The organism is Lichenicola cladoniae, assembly GCF_013201075.1.
In the GTDB taxonomy this organism is placed as follows: domain Bacteria; phylum Pseudomonadota; class Alphaproteobacteria; order Acetobacterales; family Acetobacteraceae; genus Lichenicola; species Lichenicola cladoniae.
Genome location: NZ_CP053710.1, coordinates 269,583 through 283,917, shown reverse-complemented (window position 1 = coordinate 283,917; position 14,335 = coordinate 269,583). Strand labels below are relative to the sequence as shown.

The window sequence follows — 14,335 nt, the reverse complement described above, 5'->3', positions numbered from 1 at the left end:
TGGGCGTCATCGAGGAGTCGCATGCCCCCGCCAAAGTCGCCTAAACTGCTGAGAGAGAGATAAATCGATGGCAGCCAAAGAGGTTCGTTTCGGCGAAGATGCCCGCAGCCGGATGCGGCGCGGCGTGGATATCCTAGCCGACGCGGTGAAAGTCACGCTCGGTCCAAAAGGCCGTAAGGTGGTGATCGACAGGAGTTTCGGAGCGCCCCGGATCACCAAGGATGGCGTCAGCGTCGCCAAGGAAATCGAGCTCGCCTAGAAGTTCGAGAACATGGGCGCGCAGATGGTGCGCGAGGTCGCCAGCAGGACGAACGATTTTGCTGGCGACGGCACGACCTCTCCAATCGTGCTGGCGCAGGCGATCTTCCACGAGGGCGGCAAGGCGGTCGCCTCCCTGGTCATCGAACTTTCGGCGCGCAGCAAGAAGATCACCACCGAGGCCTAGAGGCTGTTATGAACCTCTGATTTGGGTAGATTTTGTGGGTGATGAAAACCCGCAAAGCGTATCCGTCTGATGTCCCTGATGATGAGTGGGCGCTTGTAGCCCCTTATCTGGCGCTGCTTCCTGAGGAGGCGGGCCAGCGAAGCTACGAACTGCGCGAGGTCTTCAACGGCCTGCGGTATGTCGTCAAGACGGGGGCGCCCTGGCGCTGGATGCCGAACGACCTGCCACCTTGGGAGATGGTTTATCAGCAGGCGCAGCGTTGGCTGACGGCGGGCGTGTTCGAGAACCTGGTGCATGACCTGCGCGTGCTGCTTCGTCTGGAGGCACGGCGAAAAGCGGAGCCCAGCGCTGTGATCATCGACAGCCGCACACTCCGCTCAACCCCGGAAAGTGGTGCACGTGCTGGCTATGATGGGGCCAAACGAAAGAAGGGCTCCAATGTACATATCGCCGTCGACACGCTTGGGCACCTGCTGGCGTTGCACGTGACCCCGGCGACCGATCAGGATCGCGCCGAGGTCACGCACCTGGCCAGCGCGGTGCAGGACATCACCGCCCACTCTGTCGAGATCGCCTACGTCGACCAGGGATATACCGGTGCAGCCACCGCCGAAGCTGCGGCCGAGCACGGCATCCGTCTGGAAGTGGTCAAGCATCACGAAGCCAAACGCGGGTTCGTCCTGCTGCCGAGACGATGGGTCGTCGAGCGATCGTTTGCCTGGGCCACGCGCTTTCGACGCCTTGTCAAAGACTATGAGCGGCTGCCAGAGACTGTCCGAGGACTGCATCTCGTGGCCTTCGTTTGCCTCATGCTCAAGCATGCCGCAGCCGTCAGTTCATAACAGCCTCTAGACCGCGCAGGTCGGCACCATCTCCGCGAACGGCGAGGCCGAGATCGGGCGCATCATCACTGAGGCCATGCAGAGAGTTGGCAGTGAGGGCGTCATTACGGTCGAGGAGGCCAAGGGCATCCAGACGGAGCTCGAGGTGGTCGAGGGCATGCAGTTCGATCGCGGCTATCTCTCGCCGTACTTCATCACCAATGCCGAGAAGATGACGGTCGATCTCGACAACTCGCACATCCTGATCCACGAAAAGAAGCTGTCCGGCCTGCAGGCGATGCTGCCGCTGCTGGAGGCTGTCGTGCAGTCGAACCGGCCGTTGCTGATCATCGCCGAAGACATCGAGGGCGAGTCGCTGGCAACACTGGTTGTGAACAAGCTGCGTGGCGGCATGAAGATTGCTGCGGTCAAGGCGCCGGGCTTCGGTGACCGGCGCAAGGCGATGCTCGAGGATATCGCGGTCCTGACCGGCGGCCAGGTGATCTCGGATGATCTCGGGATCAAGCTCGAGACCGTGACGCTCGACATGCTCGGCCAGGCAAAGCGTGTTCTGATCGAGAAGGAGAACACCACCGTCATCGAGGGTGCCGGCGCGCACGACCTCATCAAGGCGCGGGTGGAGCAGATCCGGGCGCAGATCGAGGAGACCACCTCGGATTACGATCGCGAGAAGCTGCAGGAGCGGCTGGCCAAGCTTGCAGGTGGCGTCGCGGTGTTTCGCGTCGGTGGCTCCACCGAGGTCGAGGTGCAGGAACGCAAGGATCGCGTGGATGACGCGCTTCATGCAACGCGTGCAGCCGTCGAGGAGGGTATCGTCCCCGCTGGCGGCGTGGCGCTTGCGCGTGCCAGCCTGATCCTGGCAACGCTGGATGCCGACAACCACGACCAGAGGTTTGGCATCGAGATGGTGCGCAAGGCGGTCCAGATCCCGCTACGGCAGATCGCCCACAGCGCCGGCGAGGACGGCGCGGTTATCGGCGGCAAGGTGCTCGAGAAACTGGAGTACGGCTTCGGTTACGACGCGCAATCGGGCGAATACAAGAACCTGATTGCCGCCGGCATCGTCGATCCGACCAAGGTCGTTCGAGTGGCGTTGCAGAATGCGGCGTCCGTCGCAGGGCTGCTGATCAGGTTCTGTCAGCCCTCGCGCCAGGGGCGGTCTAATGGCCGCTTGAAGCCTGCCGTAGCGTCGCAAGCCGTGGCACTGGGAGGATATCGGGATGAACTGCGTGTGCTGTAGGGCTGCGGCAGTGACGGAACGGCCGGAGATGACGGCACGCGGATAGCGGCGCTTCCGTTGCCGGGCCTGCGGACGTCAGTTCAACGAGCGCAGCGGTGGCGTGCTGAACCGGACCTGCCTGCCCAGCGACATTATCGCCTTCGTGGTGTTCTGCAGGCTCCGCTACCGGCTGACGCTGCGCGACCTGAGCGAGATCATGGCGCTGCGTGGGATCGAGGTCAGCTACGAGGCCGTGCGTGACTGGGAGGCAAAGCTGCTGCCGGTCCTCGGCGAGGAGCTGCGCAAACGCCGCCGCGGCACCGGACGGCAATCCGGCGTGAGCTGGTATGTCGACGAGACCTACCTGAAGGTCCGCGGCCGCTGGACTTACCTGTATCGGGCGATCGACCGGGATGGGAACCTGATCGACGCCATGCTCAGCGAGCACCGCGACATGAAGGCCGCCAACGCGTTCTTCCGCTCGGCGCGGGCGGTTATGGGCCTGCGGCCGGACCGGGTGATGACAGACGGGCACGGCTCCTACCCAAGGGCGATTCGCACTGTGCCGGGCAAGGCAGTCCGCCACCGCACCAGCGCGTACCTGAACAACCGTCTCGAACAGGACCATTGCGGCATCAAGGGCAAAATCCGATGTATGCGTGGCTTCAAAAACCACGATGCCGCCCACCGCTTCTGCCGAGAGCATGGCGAACTCCGCAACCTCTTTCGCTCTCGTCGCCGTCACAACCAAATTGTCTCCGCCTCCCTCCGACGCTTCCGCTTCGCAAGAGGCGCTAAACTTGCGCTCGGGATCATGCAGAACGCGTCACCCCGCAGGCTGTTACGAAGAAAGCCTGGGACTCTGGCGCGAGTGCTGACAGAACCTTCCTACGGGAGTTCTGGATGGAGAGCGAGGACTGCTACTGCCTCGGTCTGGAACAGGATGGGCGGCAGATCACGTCTGTCACATCTAATGCGGCTCAGGTGCTCTTGACCGCAATTGCGACCCCAGAACACGCCAGGAAGACGTCGGAGCGGATGATGCGCCCGGACATGTTCTCCGGCTCGGGCGTCCGCACCCTTTCGGCGGATCATGCGGCCTTCGACCCGCTTGCATATCAGCAGGGAAGTGTTTGGTCCTTCGACAACGCGCTTATTGTCTCGGACCTCCGCCGCAACGCGGAGGATAAATCGGCCCTCCGTGTCACCGCCGCGACCCTGGATTCGGCGCGTGGCTTCCGCAATGGGCGGCTGCCAGAGTTCATCGCCGGAGTGCAGCGCCTGGCCGGTGACGCCCCGACCCATACCCCACGTGCGGATCCCATGAAGGCCTGGCCGGCGGCCGCCATGCCTTTCATGGTCAGCGAATTGCTCGGGCTGGAGGCCGATGGCTTCGACAAGCGTCTGGACATCCGGCGGCCGCTGCTCCCAGACAGCGTGGATACGCTTACGCTGCACCGTGTGGCTGTCGGCAATGCCACGGTATCGGTGAGGTTCACCCGACACGCGACTGGTGCATCAGCGGCCGTCTTCGCCAACGACAGCGGCGTCGAAGTTGTTATCTAGTGACCGTCACAAGCAGTAGGCAGGTTGGAGTGGCTTGAAACGACGACCGAGTCAACGGCTGTGGCCTGCGTAGTATCCGAGCCTACCCACCCCGGCCGCGCCTTCTATTGTTGAATTTTCGCTCGCACCGAAGCCCGGCCTTGGCGGCTTTCAGGCCTGCACCCAATCGAGAGGTAGATCCGTCATGGCGAAGCCAGAAGCCGCCCACGCCAAGTCACCGGACGCCAAGCCGGCCTCGGCTTCGGATGCCAAGGACGATCTGAAAACGCTTCCTTTGGCGGAGGTTGAGAAACGCCTGAGCGCATCGAGGGAAGGGCTCACGCAGGCCGAGGCAACGAAGCGCCTAGCGCAGTACGGGCCGAACGAGATCGAGGAAGAGAAAACCAACGCGCTCCTCAAGTTCCTGAAGTATTTCTGGGGCCCGATCCCCTGGATGATCGAGGTAGCCGTTATCCTGTCAGGCGTCGTCCGACACTGGCCTGACTTCTTCATCATCCTGCTGCTGCTCGTCGCAAACGCCACGATCGGCTTCTGGGAGGAACGGCAGGCCGGCAATGCCATCGATGCGTTGAAGGCAAGACTGGCGATCAAGGCCCGGGTGCAGCGTGACGGCAAATGGGTCACTCCCCCGGCCAAGGAGATAGTGCCAGGTGACGTCATCAGATTGCGGCTCGGTGATATCGTTCCGGCGGACGCGCGTCTGCTAGACGGCGACGAGATCTCGCTAGATCAGTCCGCGCTGACGGGCGAGTCTATGCCGACCACCAAAAAATCGGGCGATGCAGTGTTTTCCGGCTCGATCGTCCGTCGTGGCGAGATCGGCGCGCTGGTTTACGCGACAGGTGGCAAGACCTATTTCGGCAGGACGGCCGAACTGGTGCAGTCGGCCGTCACGGTGAGCCACTTCCAGAAGGCGGTGCTTCGGATCGGGAACTACCTGATCATGCTCGCGGTGGTGCTGGTCTCGCTCATCATTGCTGTCGGCATTTACCGAGGCGAGCACATTCTCACGGTGCTGCAATTCGCGTTGGTGCTGACCGTGGCGGCGATCCCGGTCGCCATGCCCACGGTCCTCTCGGTGACGATGGCGGTCGGAGCGCGTCTGCTCGCCAAGAAGCAGGCGATCGTCAGCAAGCTGGTTGCCATCGAGGAACTGGCCGGCGTCGACGTGCTGTGTGCCGACAAGACCGGGACCCTGACGCAGAACAAGCTGACGCTGGGCAATCCGTTCTGTCTGGACAAGATCACTCCCGATCAGCTCATTCTGGCCGCGGCACTCGCATCGCGGTCCGAGAACGACGACACGATCGACCTCGCCGTACTCGGCGGCCTGAAGGACAAGGCGGCGCTGAAGCCGTTCAAGATCGGGCACTTCCAGCCCTTCGATCCGGTGCATAAGCGCACCGAGGCGAGCGTGACCGCGGCGGACGGCAAGACATTCAAGGTGACCAAGGGAGCGCCTCAGGTCATCCAGGCGCTGGCGGCAAATGGCGCCTCCGCAAAGGACGCAGTCGACAAAGCGGTCGATGACTTCGCCAAACGCGGGTTCCGCGCACTCGGCGTGGCGCGGGCGGATGACGGCGGTGACTGGCAGCTTCTCGGGGTGCTGGCACTGTTTGACCCCCCGCGTGAGGACGCAAAATCGACGGTCGCGACCGCGGCCGCGATGGGCGTCAAGATCAAGATGGTGACCGGCGACGCGCTCGCGATCGCCAAGGAGACCGCCAAGACACTGGGCATGGGCACTAATATCCTCGATGGTGCCAATTTGGGAGACTCAAAGAGCAAGGAGACCGCGGCAGAGATCAAGTCTGTTGAGGACGCCGACGGCTTTGCCCAGGTGTTTCCGGAGCACAAGTTCCACATCGTCGATATCCTGCAGAAGCACGACCATATTGTTGGCATGACCGGTGACGGCGTGAACGACGCGCCGGCACTGAAGAAGGCCGATTGCGGCTTTGCCGTGTCCGGTGCGACAGATGCGGCACGGGCGGCAGCGCCCATCGTGCTGGTGACGCCGGGTCTCTCGGTCATCATCGAAGCGATCAAGGAAAGCCGGCGCATCTTCCAGCGCATGAACAGCTACGCGATCTACCGCATCGCTGAGACGCTGCGCGTGCTGATCTTCATGACGCTCGCCATCCTGGTCTTCAACTTCTATCCGCTCACCGCGATCATGATCGTGATGTTGGCCCTGCTGAACGATGGCGCGATCCTTTCGATCGCCTACGACAATGTCCGCTACCGGAACGTGCCTGAAGCCTGGAACATGCGGCTGGTGCTGGGTGTCGCTACGGTGCTCGGCCTGGTCGGTCCCATGGCCGCCTTCGGCTTGTTTTTCCTGGGTAACCGATACTTCAAACTGGGCCATCCGCAGCTTCAGACGATGATGTACCTGATGCTGTCGGTGGCTGGGCATCTGACGATATTCCAGACGCGGACACGCGGCCCGTGGTGGTCCACACGCCCTGCCTGGATCCTGCTGGCGGCGGTTTGCGGAACCCAGATTCTGGCAACGCTGATCGCGGTCTACGGCGCTGGACTCGTGACGCCTCTCGGCTGGATGTATGCGGGCATCGTCTGGGCGTATGCTTTCACGTGGTTCCTGATCACCGACCCGGTCAAGCTCCTGGCCTACAAGGTTCTCGATACGATCAGAGCCGACAGCGCGCCCGCCTACGCCGGATCGAAACCCGGCGCGGCAGTGTTAGCCGCCGCCAGCGGGACGACCGCGTCAGGGTCCGTGGCAAAAGTTGAGCCGGACCAAGAGGATGCACCCGCTCCCGAAAGCGAGGGCAAGCACGCACCCGATCCGGTATGGAAGTCTGAGACGAACGCCGCCGACGCGCCCAAGCCGCCGCCCGCCGCGTCGCACGCGCCGACGCCCCAACCGCCCCAGCTTGAACCCGCTTATGCCAACATCGCGGCCCTGATGGATGCAAAGCTCGGTGACGTTCTTCTCGACGTGCTGGGCAGGGACCCCGCGGATGCCGGGCGTCTCGTCGCCCAGGCGATCTCTGGGGCGGGGTCGCCCGCAACGGTCACCCCGAAGACGGCAGCTCCGACGGTTGCAAAAACCGTGCAGCCGCCGGCGCCAAAAACTGCCGCGGAATAACCGGTCATGCATGGAGAGCGAGATGAAGCATATCCACACCAAGGACTATCTGGTCCGCGAAGGCGAAGACGTTAACCTGAAGAAGCGGCCAACGAGCGTCGATCCCGTCTACGGGTCGAAATCCGACTACAACGATATCCTTGCCACGCACATCGAAAAGCTGAGCGCACTGCAGCAGCTTCATTACGCATCCAGCCGTCATGCCGTCCTGCTGATCTTCCAGGCGATGGACGCCGCCGGCAAGGACGGAGCGATCCGCCACGTGATGTCCGGGGTGAATCCGCAAGGCTGCCAAGTGTATAGTTTCAAGCATCCCAGCGCCACCGAGCTTGAGCACGACTTCCTCTGGCGGACCACGCGCGACCTGCCGGAACGCGGCCGGATCGGCATCTTCACCCGCTCCTATTACGAGGAAGTCCTCATCGTCCGCGTCCATCACGAGATCCTGCTCAGCGAGGACATCCCGGATCATTCCGGACACGACGACGATCTGTGGCACGGGCGATACCGGTCTATCGTGGATATGGAACGCCACCTGCATGCGAACGGCACGCTCGTGGTGAAGTTCTTCCTCCACCTCTCGAAGGAGGAGCAACGGCGGCGCTTCCTCGCCCGGATCGACCAGCCTGACAAGAACTGGAAAGTCACCTCGGCCGACATCGAAGAACGCAAGTTCTGGAAGCAGTATAGGAAGGCCTATGAGGATTGCCTAAGTGCTACAAGCACCGATGGCTCGCCGTGGTACGCGGTGCCCGCGGACGACAAGGAGAATGCCCGCTTGATCATCTCCCAAATTGTCGTCGACACGCTGGAGGGGATCGGCATGAGCTATCCCGAGGTGACGGCCAAGCGTGCACTCGAACTGAAGTCGATTAGGGAGGGGCTCGTGACCTGATGCGGTGCGTCTAGTACCTTGGCACCCAGCCGCGTCGCCAGAGGTAACCCGGCCCCTTGGACGCCAGGGCAAACCGCCGAGGCGTCCTCTCGGCGACTTTGAAATTGCCGAGAATGACTTCGACATGCTGTGAGTCGTAGCCATGAGCCGCGCGGATGCGCGTACCGATGGTCGGGGCCACTATCTCTAGTTATTGCTCCACTTCGCTCATGACCTTTAATCCGAAAACGAATCAGGTCTAAAATCAAGCTTTGGACTGCGCATCATCGTATGAGCACCCTTACGACTGTCATCAGATGATCAGCCACTAAATCCAGTCGCAAGATAATATACTGCGACAGCAGGCGGTTCTACAGCCTGTCGGATTAGGGCCATACACGGCTTGGCTGATCCTGGGTAGGATCCAGGGATGGCAAGTTTCATTCCACCCAACCGCGACCGGGCGTTCCTGCTTCCTCCGGACCTGAAGTCCTGGCTGCCGGATGACGACCTGGCGAATTTCGTGGTGGCGGCGGTCGAGCGTGTGCCCTTTGCCGCTCTCGCCGTGCCGGGGCGGACCGGCGGCAATCCGCAGTATCACCCTCGGCTCATGCTGGCGCTGCTAATTTACTGCACTGCAAACGGCATCTTCTCGTCGCGACGGATCGAGCGTGCGACCTATCGCGACATCGCCGTGCGGTTCGTGACCGCCACCCAGCCGGGTGATACCAAAGGACAGGATTTCGCCCACAGCCTCGGCGCTTGCTAAGCCAGCGTCTAGACGAGATGCCACCGCAGCCGATCGGCGCCGCCATCATCTTCGCGACAGTTGGTGCGCTTGTGCCGCCGCGTTGAAGCCCGTGCGCAAGGGCGACCGCGTCGTCTGCGCCGGCATCCACATGAACGACATCCGGACGTTTCCCTATCGCCACGGCGTACAGTTGGTCGACCAGAAGCTGTATCGCATCGACATTGTAACGGTGGTCAGCTGGACACGCAGGGTCGGATACGGCGCGCGAGCAACCTGGCACAGCGTGTCGATGGTGCCCCAACGCGCCTACAGCGAGGAAAGGGCCTCCGGGTGATCGGGTCCCAGCTGCAGGATCTCCTGCGGCACCGGCACGAGGGCGTGCAGATCCAGAGGACAGGCAAAGCTGTGGCCCACCCGCGCCGCGGCGGATTCCTGCCGCAAGGTCACGGCGTCGCAGAGCTGGCGCGCCAAGGCACGCACACCCTCCAAGCCGAAGCTGCGCCTATACGGCGGCGCCAAAAACCGCCGCGCATCTTGTAAGCGTGTCGACGACCTTTTCGGGATTAATCACGGTATATTATGAGACAACGACAAAGTCCAAAGTCTTAAGCAGCAACCGGCCAGCGATCGGCCGCGTAACCCCCGAGCGTGCTCGATCCTAGGGCCAATCGACATTTATGATTCCCAAGAGGCTTGATCGGTGATTCACAGGGCTCCGTGTGAGCCACGGGGTCGATGATGGGGATCAAGTGCCACGAGGTGAACGAGGCGCAGTGGGATCGGATCGCTTCGTCGCTCCCTAGCAAGGCGGGTGATCCAGGCCGGACGGGATCGGACAACCGCTTGTTCGTGAACGGATGTTTATGGGTTTTACGCTCGGGCGCGCACTGGCGTGATCTGCCTGAGCGTTACGGTCAGTGGAAGACGGTGCACCGACGGTTCAGCCGCTGGTGCCATGCTGGCGTGTGGGAGCGCGTCTTCACGGCTCTGACCGCCGACCCCGACCACCAGTAACTCATGATCGACAGCACCATCGTCGGGGCGCACCAGCAGGCAGCGACCGGAAAAGGGGGGCCCAAAATCAGGGGCTGGGGCGTTCCCGAGGTGGATTAACCACCAAGATCCACATGTTGGCCAATGCCCTTGGCAGGCCATTGCGCGTGATCGTCACCGCCGGACAGGCAAGCGACATCACTCAGGCAGCGGCCCTGCTTGAAGAGCAAGCAGGTCAAGCTGTCCTCGCAGATGGGGCTTATGGCAGCAACGCGTTGCGCAAACGAATTGCGGCGATTAACGCCGACGCAGTGATCCCGTCCAGGCGGAACCGCAAGGTGTTCATCCCCCACAATATCGAAACCTACAAGCACCGAAATCGGATCGAACGATGCTTCAATCGCCTCAAGCATCTCCGCCGCATTTCCACACGCTACGATCGAAGAACGACCCACTTCACCGCCTTCATACACTTGGCCGCGATCACAATATGGCTCGCATGAATGTCGATCAGCCCTAGCGAACTGCCTCCCCGCTTCCCGGCTTCATCACGCCCAGTCCGTCCCCCGCCTCGTCGCCCTGCAGCGCGTGGTCGAGAAGCCATTCTTCTGCCTCTGTGCGACTGTCGAAAACAGCGAGAACATCGTCCAGCGCGATGCCGCCGATGTCACGGACCGCATAGCGCCCGTCCGGCTGTTGAAGAACTTGCATCATCTGAATCAACTCACTTGCAAGAGAAAGGCCGCGCCACATCCATGGCTCCCGACAGCCAGCTGTGTGAAACAGTCGTCCATGGATTGTAATCTCCTCTCGGTGCACGTGGCTGGCGCGACCCTGGTGAGGGCTGACTTTAGCTGGCTCCAGACCGTGGCGGCAGCCTCGGAAACTGCGCAGGTTGGTAGCGAAGCGGATTGAGTGGTCACGAGGCAGTGCCGATGCGGCTGAACATCATTCAACAACGTCCGCTCCCATAGGATCGGGCGCTTCTAGGTAGTTTCCGAAACTACTCTACCGAGGTGCTAAGGCCCAGGATTAGTGTCGAGATGTATTCGTGATGGAAGACGGCCGTCAGCCGGGTTGAGACTGTCAACCTTATTGGCCTTGGTAGATTGGGAGCTTGACGTCATGTTATCGACTGTTCTGGATGAAGCCATCGGTTCGACTGTCTTTCTCCTGGTGCTCCTATTTCTCCTCGTCGCGCTGGCCAGAAGCTCGATCAAGATCCTGCGGGAATACGAGCGCGCTGTGGTTTTCCAGCTCGGGCGCTTTCAGAGGGTGAGGGGACCGGGGCTTGTGCTGCTGATCCCGTTCATCCAGGAAATGGTGCGGGTCGATCTCCGAACCCAGGTCATCGAGATCCCGAGCCAGGACGTTATCTCGCGCGACAATGTGTCGATGAAGGTCGATGCCGTCCTCTATTTCAACGTGGTCAGCCCCGAGCGCGCCATCATCAAGGTTCAGAATTACCTACCTGCTACCAACATGCTCGCCCAGACGACCTTGAGGGCGGTGCTAGGCCAGCACGAGCTGGACGAAATGCTGTCGGAGCGGAAGAAGCTCAGCACCGATGTCCAGGGGATCATCGACACCCAGACCGAAGGCTGGGGGATCAAGGTGACCAATGTAGAAATCCGCACGGTCGAGCTCACCGAGAACATGGTGCGTGCCATCGCCAAGCAGGCCGAGGCGGAGCGTGACCGGCGGGCCAAGATCATCCATGCCGAAGCGGAATTCCAGGCGTCACAGACGCTGGTCAATGCGGCCAAGATCCTTGGAAGCACACCGGCCGCCATGCAACTGCGCTACCTGCAGACATTGACCGAGATCGGCGCCGAACAGAATTCGACGGTGGTGTTCCCGATGCCGATCGACATCATCAAGCCGTTCCTGGAAATCATGGAAAAGGCTGGCAAGCCGCCGGCTTCCAACGGGGTGCTGCACGGTGTGGGCGCCAAGGAGATGTCCCTGGGCAATGCCTGATCGAGACGCTGCAGCGACCAGCGCCGCGGCCGATAGTCCGGGCGGCGTCGACGCAGGGTCGCCCGATGGCGAATCGGTCCGGATCGGTCCGGACCGATCCCCCTCAGTGCCGCGATCGCCAGACAGGCCAGCAGTATCGAGGTCGTCATCACCGTGATGATGTTGATCCAGACTAGGTCATCGGTGCCGGCATAGGGGCTCTTGAAGGTTGGCCCGGTTCTGTCAGCTCTCGCGCCAGGGGCGGTCTAGTGGCCGCTTGAAGCCTGCCGTAGCGTCGCAAGCCGTGGCACTGGGAGGATATCGGGATGAACTGCGTGTGCTGTGGGGCTGCGGCAGTGACGGAACGGCCGGAGATAACGGCACGCGGATAGCGGCGCTTCCGTTGCCGGGCCTGCGGACGTCAGTTCAACGAGCGCAGCGGTGGCGTGCTGAACCGGACCTGCCTGCCCAGCGACATTAGCTTCCGAGGACGAGCTGGCTGCCGAGGCCGCCGCGGCCAAGACCACGGCCGTCACCGGCTTTACCCGCAAGCGCCCGGCCCGGCGCCCGTTTCCCGAACACCTTCCTCGCGAGCGCGTCGTCATCGCAGGTCCGTCGGCGTGCGCCTGCTGCGGCGGCACACGCCTGTCCGGGCTGGGAGAGGATGTTACCGAGACCCTGGAGGTCATCCCGCGCAGCTGGAAAGTCCTACAACATGTTCGCGAGAAATTCTCCCGCCGTGATTGCGAGCGCATCAGCCAGCCCCCAGCCCCCAGCCCCATTCCACGTGACGCCCCGCGGCTGGGCCGGACCAAACCTGCTGGCCATGATCTTGTTCGAGAAGTTTGGCCAGCATCGGCAGCTCAACCGTCAGGCGGAACGCTACGCCCGCGAGGGCGTGGCGGTCAGCCTGTCGACGCTGGCCGACCAGGTCGGCGCCTGCACAGCCGTGCTGATGCCGCTGTTTGGGCGCCTGCAAGCTCATGTCATGGCGGCAGAACGGCTGCATGGCGATGACACCACGGTGCCGGTGCTGGCCCGCGGCAAGACCGACATTGCCCGTCTCTGGGTCTACGTGCGTGACGATCGGCCATTCGGCGGTCCCGCTCCGACGGGAGCCGTATTCCACTACTCGCGCGATCGCGGTGGCGAGCACCCACAAAGCCATCTGGTAGCCTACACCGGCATCCGCAGGCCGATGCCTATGGCGGCTATGGCAAGCTTTATGAACCGGGACGCAAAACTCGGCCGATCGAAGAAGCCGCCTGCTGGGCGCATGCACGCGGGAAGTCTTTCGTACTGGCCGATCTTGCAGGCAGTGCGCACCGCGCAGCGCACGGCAAGGCCCCCGCGGTTCGGTCGCAAATCTGCCTGGAAGCCGTGCAACGCATCGATGCCCTGTTCGACATCAAACGCGACATCAACGGCCACAGCGTCGAGGAGCGCCGGACGATCCGGCAGGCTTTATCACTTCCTCTGGTGATGGACCTGCAGGACTGGTTGGGTCAGCAGCGGGTCAAGCTCGCGCGTGGCAACGACGTCGCCAAGGTCATCGACTACATGCTGAAACGCTGGACGGCGTTCACCCGGTTCCTGGACGATGGACGGGTCTGCCTCAGCAACAACGCGGCCGAACGCGCGCTGAGGGGCATCGCTCTCGGACGAAAATCCTGGCTGTTCTGTGGTTCGGATCGCGGCGGACAGCGTGCTGCGATCATGTATAGCTTGATCGTCACGGCCAAGATGAACGACATCGACCCGCAGGCTTGGCTGGCCGACGTCCTGGCTCGTATTGCGGAACATCCGGCGCAGCGCCTCGATGATCTGCTGCCGTGGCGCTGGGTTAAATCCAGTGCCGCCGCGATCGGCCAAGCTGCCTGATCATGGCCGCCCCAAGCTATGTCTTTACCTTCACGCGCGTGGCCAGGGTGCTGGGCGAGGATGAAGACAGCCTGAAAGAGATCGCGATGCAGATGGATCCCGAAGACGGCCGTCTTTGCGTCATAGATCTCGAAGATGATGTGTCAACGACGGTACTCACCGCATTCGGTATCGAAAACCCCACGCATCTGCTCGATGAATACGAACCTCACAAGACGTCCGAGTAGCAGCGCGCGATCTGGTCAGACCTGATGCCGCGGTGCTCGGCGGCTTGCGATTACCCACAAGTTGCAAGCTCCGCGCCGATCTGGATGTCTACGAGGCGCCGTAGGCCGCGCCAGACGACGGTATTTCCGGGCGGTGGATCGGATGTTCGCGCAAGATAGCCGCCAAGACGGGACAGCTTCGTAAGATAAAGCTTGAGCGTGCCCGGTTTGGCCTCGCGGTTCCCGCTGTGAGCAATCAGACGGTCGAGAAATGTAATTTCCGTCACTGTAAATACGGTCGTCGGATCGGCCTCGGGGGCCGCACGTGCCATCATGGTGATCCACATGACGCGCCAGCTCACGATACAAAACAGCGCGACGAGATTGGCTAACCGATCGGCAGTACGGAGCTTGGCGTCCTCGGCGCGGCATCCCGACTTCAGGATTTTATGAAAGACTTCGATCTTCCAACGCATGGAATACC

Annotated in this window: 9 protein-coding genes and 7 pseudogenes; 13 read left to right on the top strand and 3 right to left on the bottom strand. The window is 62.2% G+C overall.

What is annotated here, in order from left to right:
- Positions 1 to 67: 67 nt before the first annotated feature.
- From HN018_RS25540 to HN018_RS29620, 9 genes and pseudogenes are all read left to right on the top strand, one after another.
- Positions 68 to 436: pseudogene (locus HN018_RS25540) on the top strand (TCP-1/cpn60 chaperonin family protein); the annotation flags it as partial.
- Between the two features lie 50 nt (positions 437 to 486).
- Complete coding sequence (locus HN018_RS25535) at positions 487 to 1,287, top strand: IS5 family transposase (RefSeq protein WP_171834337.1); 801 nt, start codon at positions 487 to 489, stop codon at positions 1,285 to 1,287.
- A gap of 10 nt (positions 1,288 to 1,297) precedes the next feature.
- Positions 1,298 to 2,527: pseudogene (groEL, locus tag HN018_RS25530) on the top strand (chaperonin GroEL); the annotation flags it as partial.
- Positions 2,508 to 3,296: pseudogene (locus HN018_RS25525) on the top strand (IS6 family transposase); the annotation flags it as partial. The pseudogenes groEL and HN018_RS25525, both read left to right, overlap by 20 nt.
- 113 nt (positions 3,297 to 3,409) lie before the next feature.
- Entirely contained in the window at positions 3,410 to 4,072 is a 663-nt protein-coding gene (locus HN018_RS25520; protein ID WP_408886839.1) for an amylo-alpha-1,6-glucosidase, read from the top strand.
- Between the two features lie 184 nt (positions 4,073 to 4,256).
- Positions 4,257 to 6,731, top strand: a pseudogene (locus HN018_RS25515) (plasma-membrane proton-efflux P-type ATPase); the annotation flags it as partial.
- 466 nt (positions 6,732 to 7,197) lie between these two features.
- Positions 7,198 to 8,082, top strand: a complete 885-nt coding sequence (locus tag HN018_RS25510; RefSeq protein ID WP_408886838.1) for an ADP-polyphosphate phosphotransferase — start codon at positions 7,198 to 7,200, stop codon at positions 8,080 to 8,082.
- A gap of 409 nt (positions 8,083 to 8,491) precedes the next feature.
- Positions 8,492 to 8,773 (top strand): annotated as a pseudogene (locus tag HN018_RS25505) (transposase); the annotation flags it as partial.
- Positions 8,774 to 8,921: 148 nt separating this feature from the next.
- On the top strand, positions 8,922 to 9,146 hold the full coding sequence (locus HN018_RS29620) for a hypothetical protein (protein WP_204259808.1): 225 nt from the start codon (positions 8,922 to 8,924) through the stop codon (positions 9,144 to 9,146).
- Here the strand turns inward: HN018_RS29620 and HN018_RS25495 are convergent.
- Positions 9,119 to 9,283, bottom strand: a complete 165-nt coding sequence (locus tag HN018_RS25495; protein ID WP_171834339.1) for a hypothetical protein — start codon at positions 9,281 to 9,283, stop codon at positions 9,119 to 9,121. The genes HN018_RS29620 and HN018_RS25495 overlap by 28 nt on opposite strands.
- Before the next feature lie 273 nt (positions 9,284 to 9,556).
- Here HN018_RS25495 and HN018_RS25490 point away from each other — a divergent pair.
- Positions 9,557 to 10,308, top strand: a pseudogene (locus HN018_RS25490) (IS5 family transposase).
- Between the two features lie 13 nt (positions 10,309 to 10,321).
- Here the strand turns inward: HN018_RS25490 and HN018_RS25485 are convergent.
- Positions 10,322 to 10,558, bottom strand: coding sequence for a hypothetical protein (locus HN018_RS25485; protein ID WP_171834340.1), 237 nt, complete (start codon positions 10,556 to 10,558; stop codon positions 10,322 to 10,324).
- Positions 10,559 to 10,957: 399 nt separating this feature from the next.
- Here HN018_RS25485 and HN018_RS25480 point away from each other — a divergent pair, with 399 nt between their 5' ends.
- The 3 genes and pseudogenes from HN018_RS25480 (at position 10,958) to HN018_RS25470 (ending at position 13,872) form a co-directional block, all read left to right on the top strand.
- Positions 10,958 to 11,785, top strand: a complete 828-nt coding sequence (locus HN018_RS25480) for a slipin family protein (protein ID WP_171834377.1) — start codon at positions 10,958 to 10,960, stop codon at positions 11,783 to 11,785.
- Between the two features lie 459 nt (positions 11,786 to 12,244).
- Positions 12,245 to 13,645, top strand: a pseudogene (tnpC, locus tag HN018_RS25475) (IS66 family transposase); the annotation flags it as partial.
- Between the two features lie 2 nt (positions 13,646 to 13,647).
- Positions 13,648 to 13,872 carry a hypothetical protein gene (locus HN018_RS25470; protein ID WP_171834341.1) on the top strand — a complete coding sequence of 75 codons (225 nt, stop codon included), beginning with the start codon at positions 13,648 to 13,650 and terminating at the stop codon, positions 13,870 to 13,872.
- A gap of 50 nt (positions 13,873 to 13,922) precedes the next feature.
- On the opposite strand, the gene HN018_RS29190 is transcribed toward HN018_RS25470, so the two are convergent.
- Positions 13,923 to 14,327, bottom strand: a complete 405-nt coding sequence (locus tag HN018_RS29190) for a hypothetical protein (protein ID WP_275434436.1) — start codon at positions 14,325 to 14,327, stop codon at positions 13,923 to 13,925.
- Positions 14,328 to 14,335: the final 8 nt, after the last annotated feature.

What these genes read in the sequence shown, in the direction of transcription:
- HN018_RS25535 (WP_171834337.1), top strand. Translation starts at nt 487, where the DNA reads ATGAAAACCCGCAAAGCGTATCCGTCTGATGTCCCTGATGATGAGTGG.
- HN018_RS25520 (WP_408886839.1), top strand. Translation starts at nt 3,410, where the DNA reads ATGGAGAGCGAGGACTGCTACTGCCTCGGTCTGGAACAGGATGGGCGG.
- HN018_RS25510 (WP_408886838.1), top strand. Translation starts at nt 7,198, where the DNA reads ATGGAGAGCGAGATGAAGCATATCCACACCAAGGACTATCTGGTCCGC.
- HN018_RS25485 (WP_171834340.1), bottom strand. Translation starts at nt 10,558, where the DNA reads ATGTGGCGCGGCCTTTCTCTTGCAAGTGAGTTGATTCAGATGATGCAA.
- HN018_RS25470 (WP_171834341.1), top strand. Translation starts at nt 13,648, where the DNA reads ATGGCCGCCCCAAGCTATGTCTTTACCTTCACGCGCGTGGCCAGGGTG.
- HN018_RS29190 (WP_275434436.1), bottom strand. Translation starts at nt 14,327, where the DNA reads ATGCGTTGGAAGATCGAAGTCTTTCATAAAATCCTGAAGTCGGGATGC.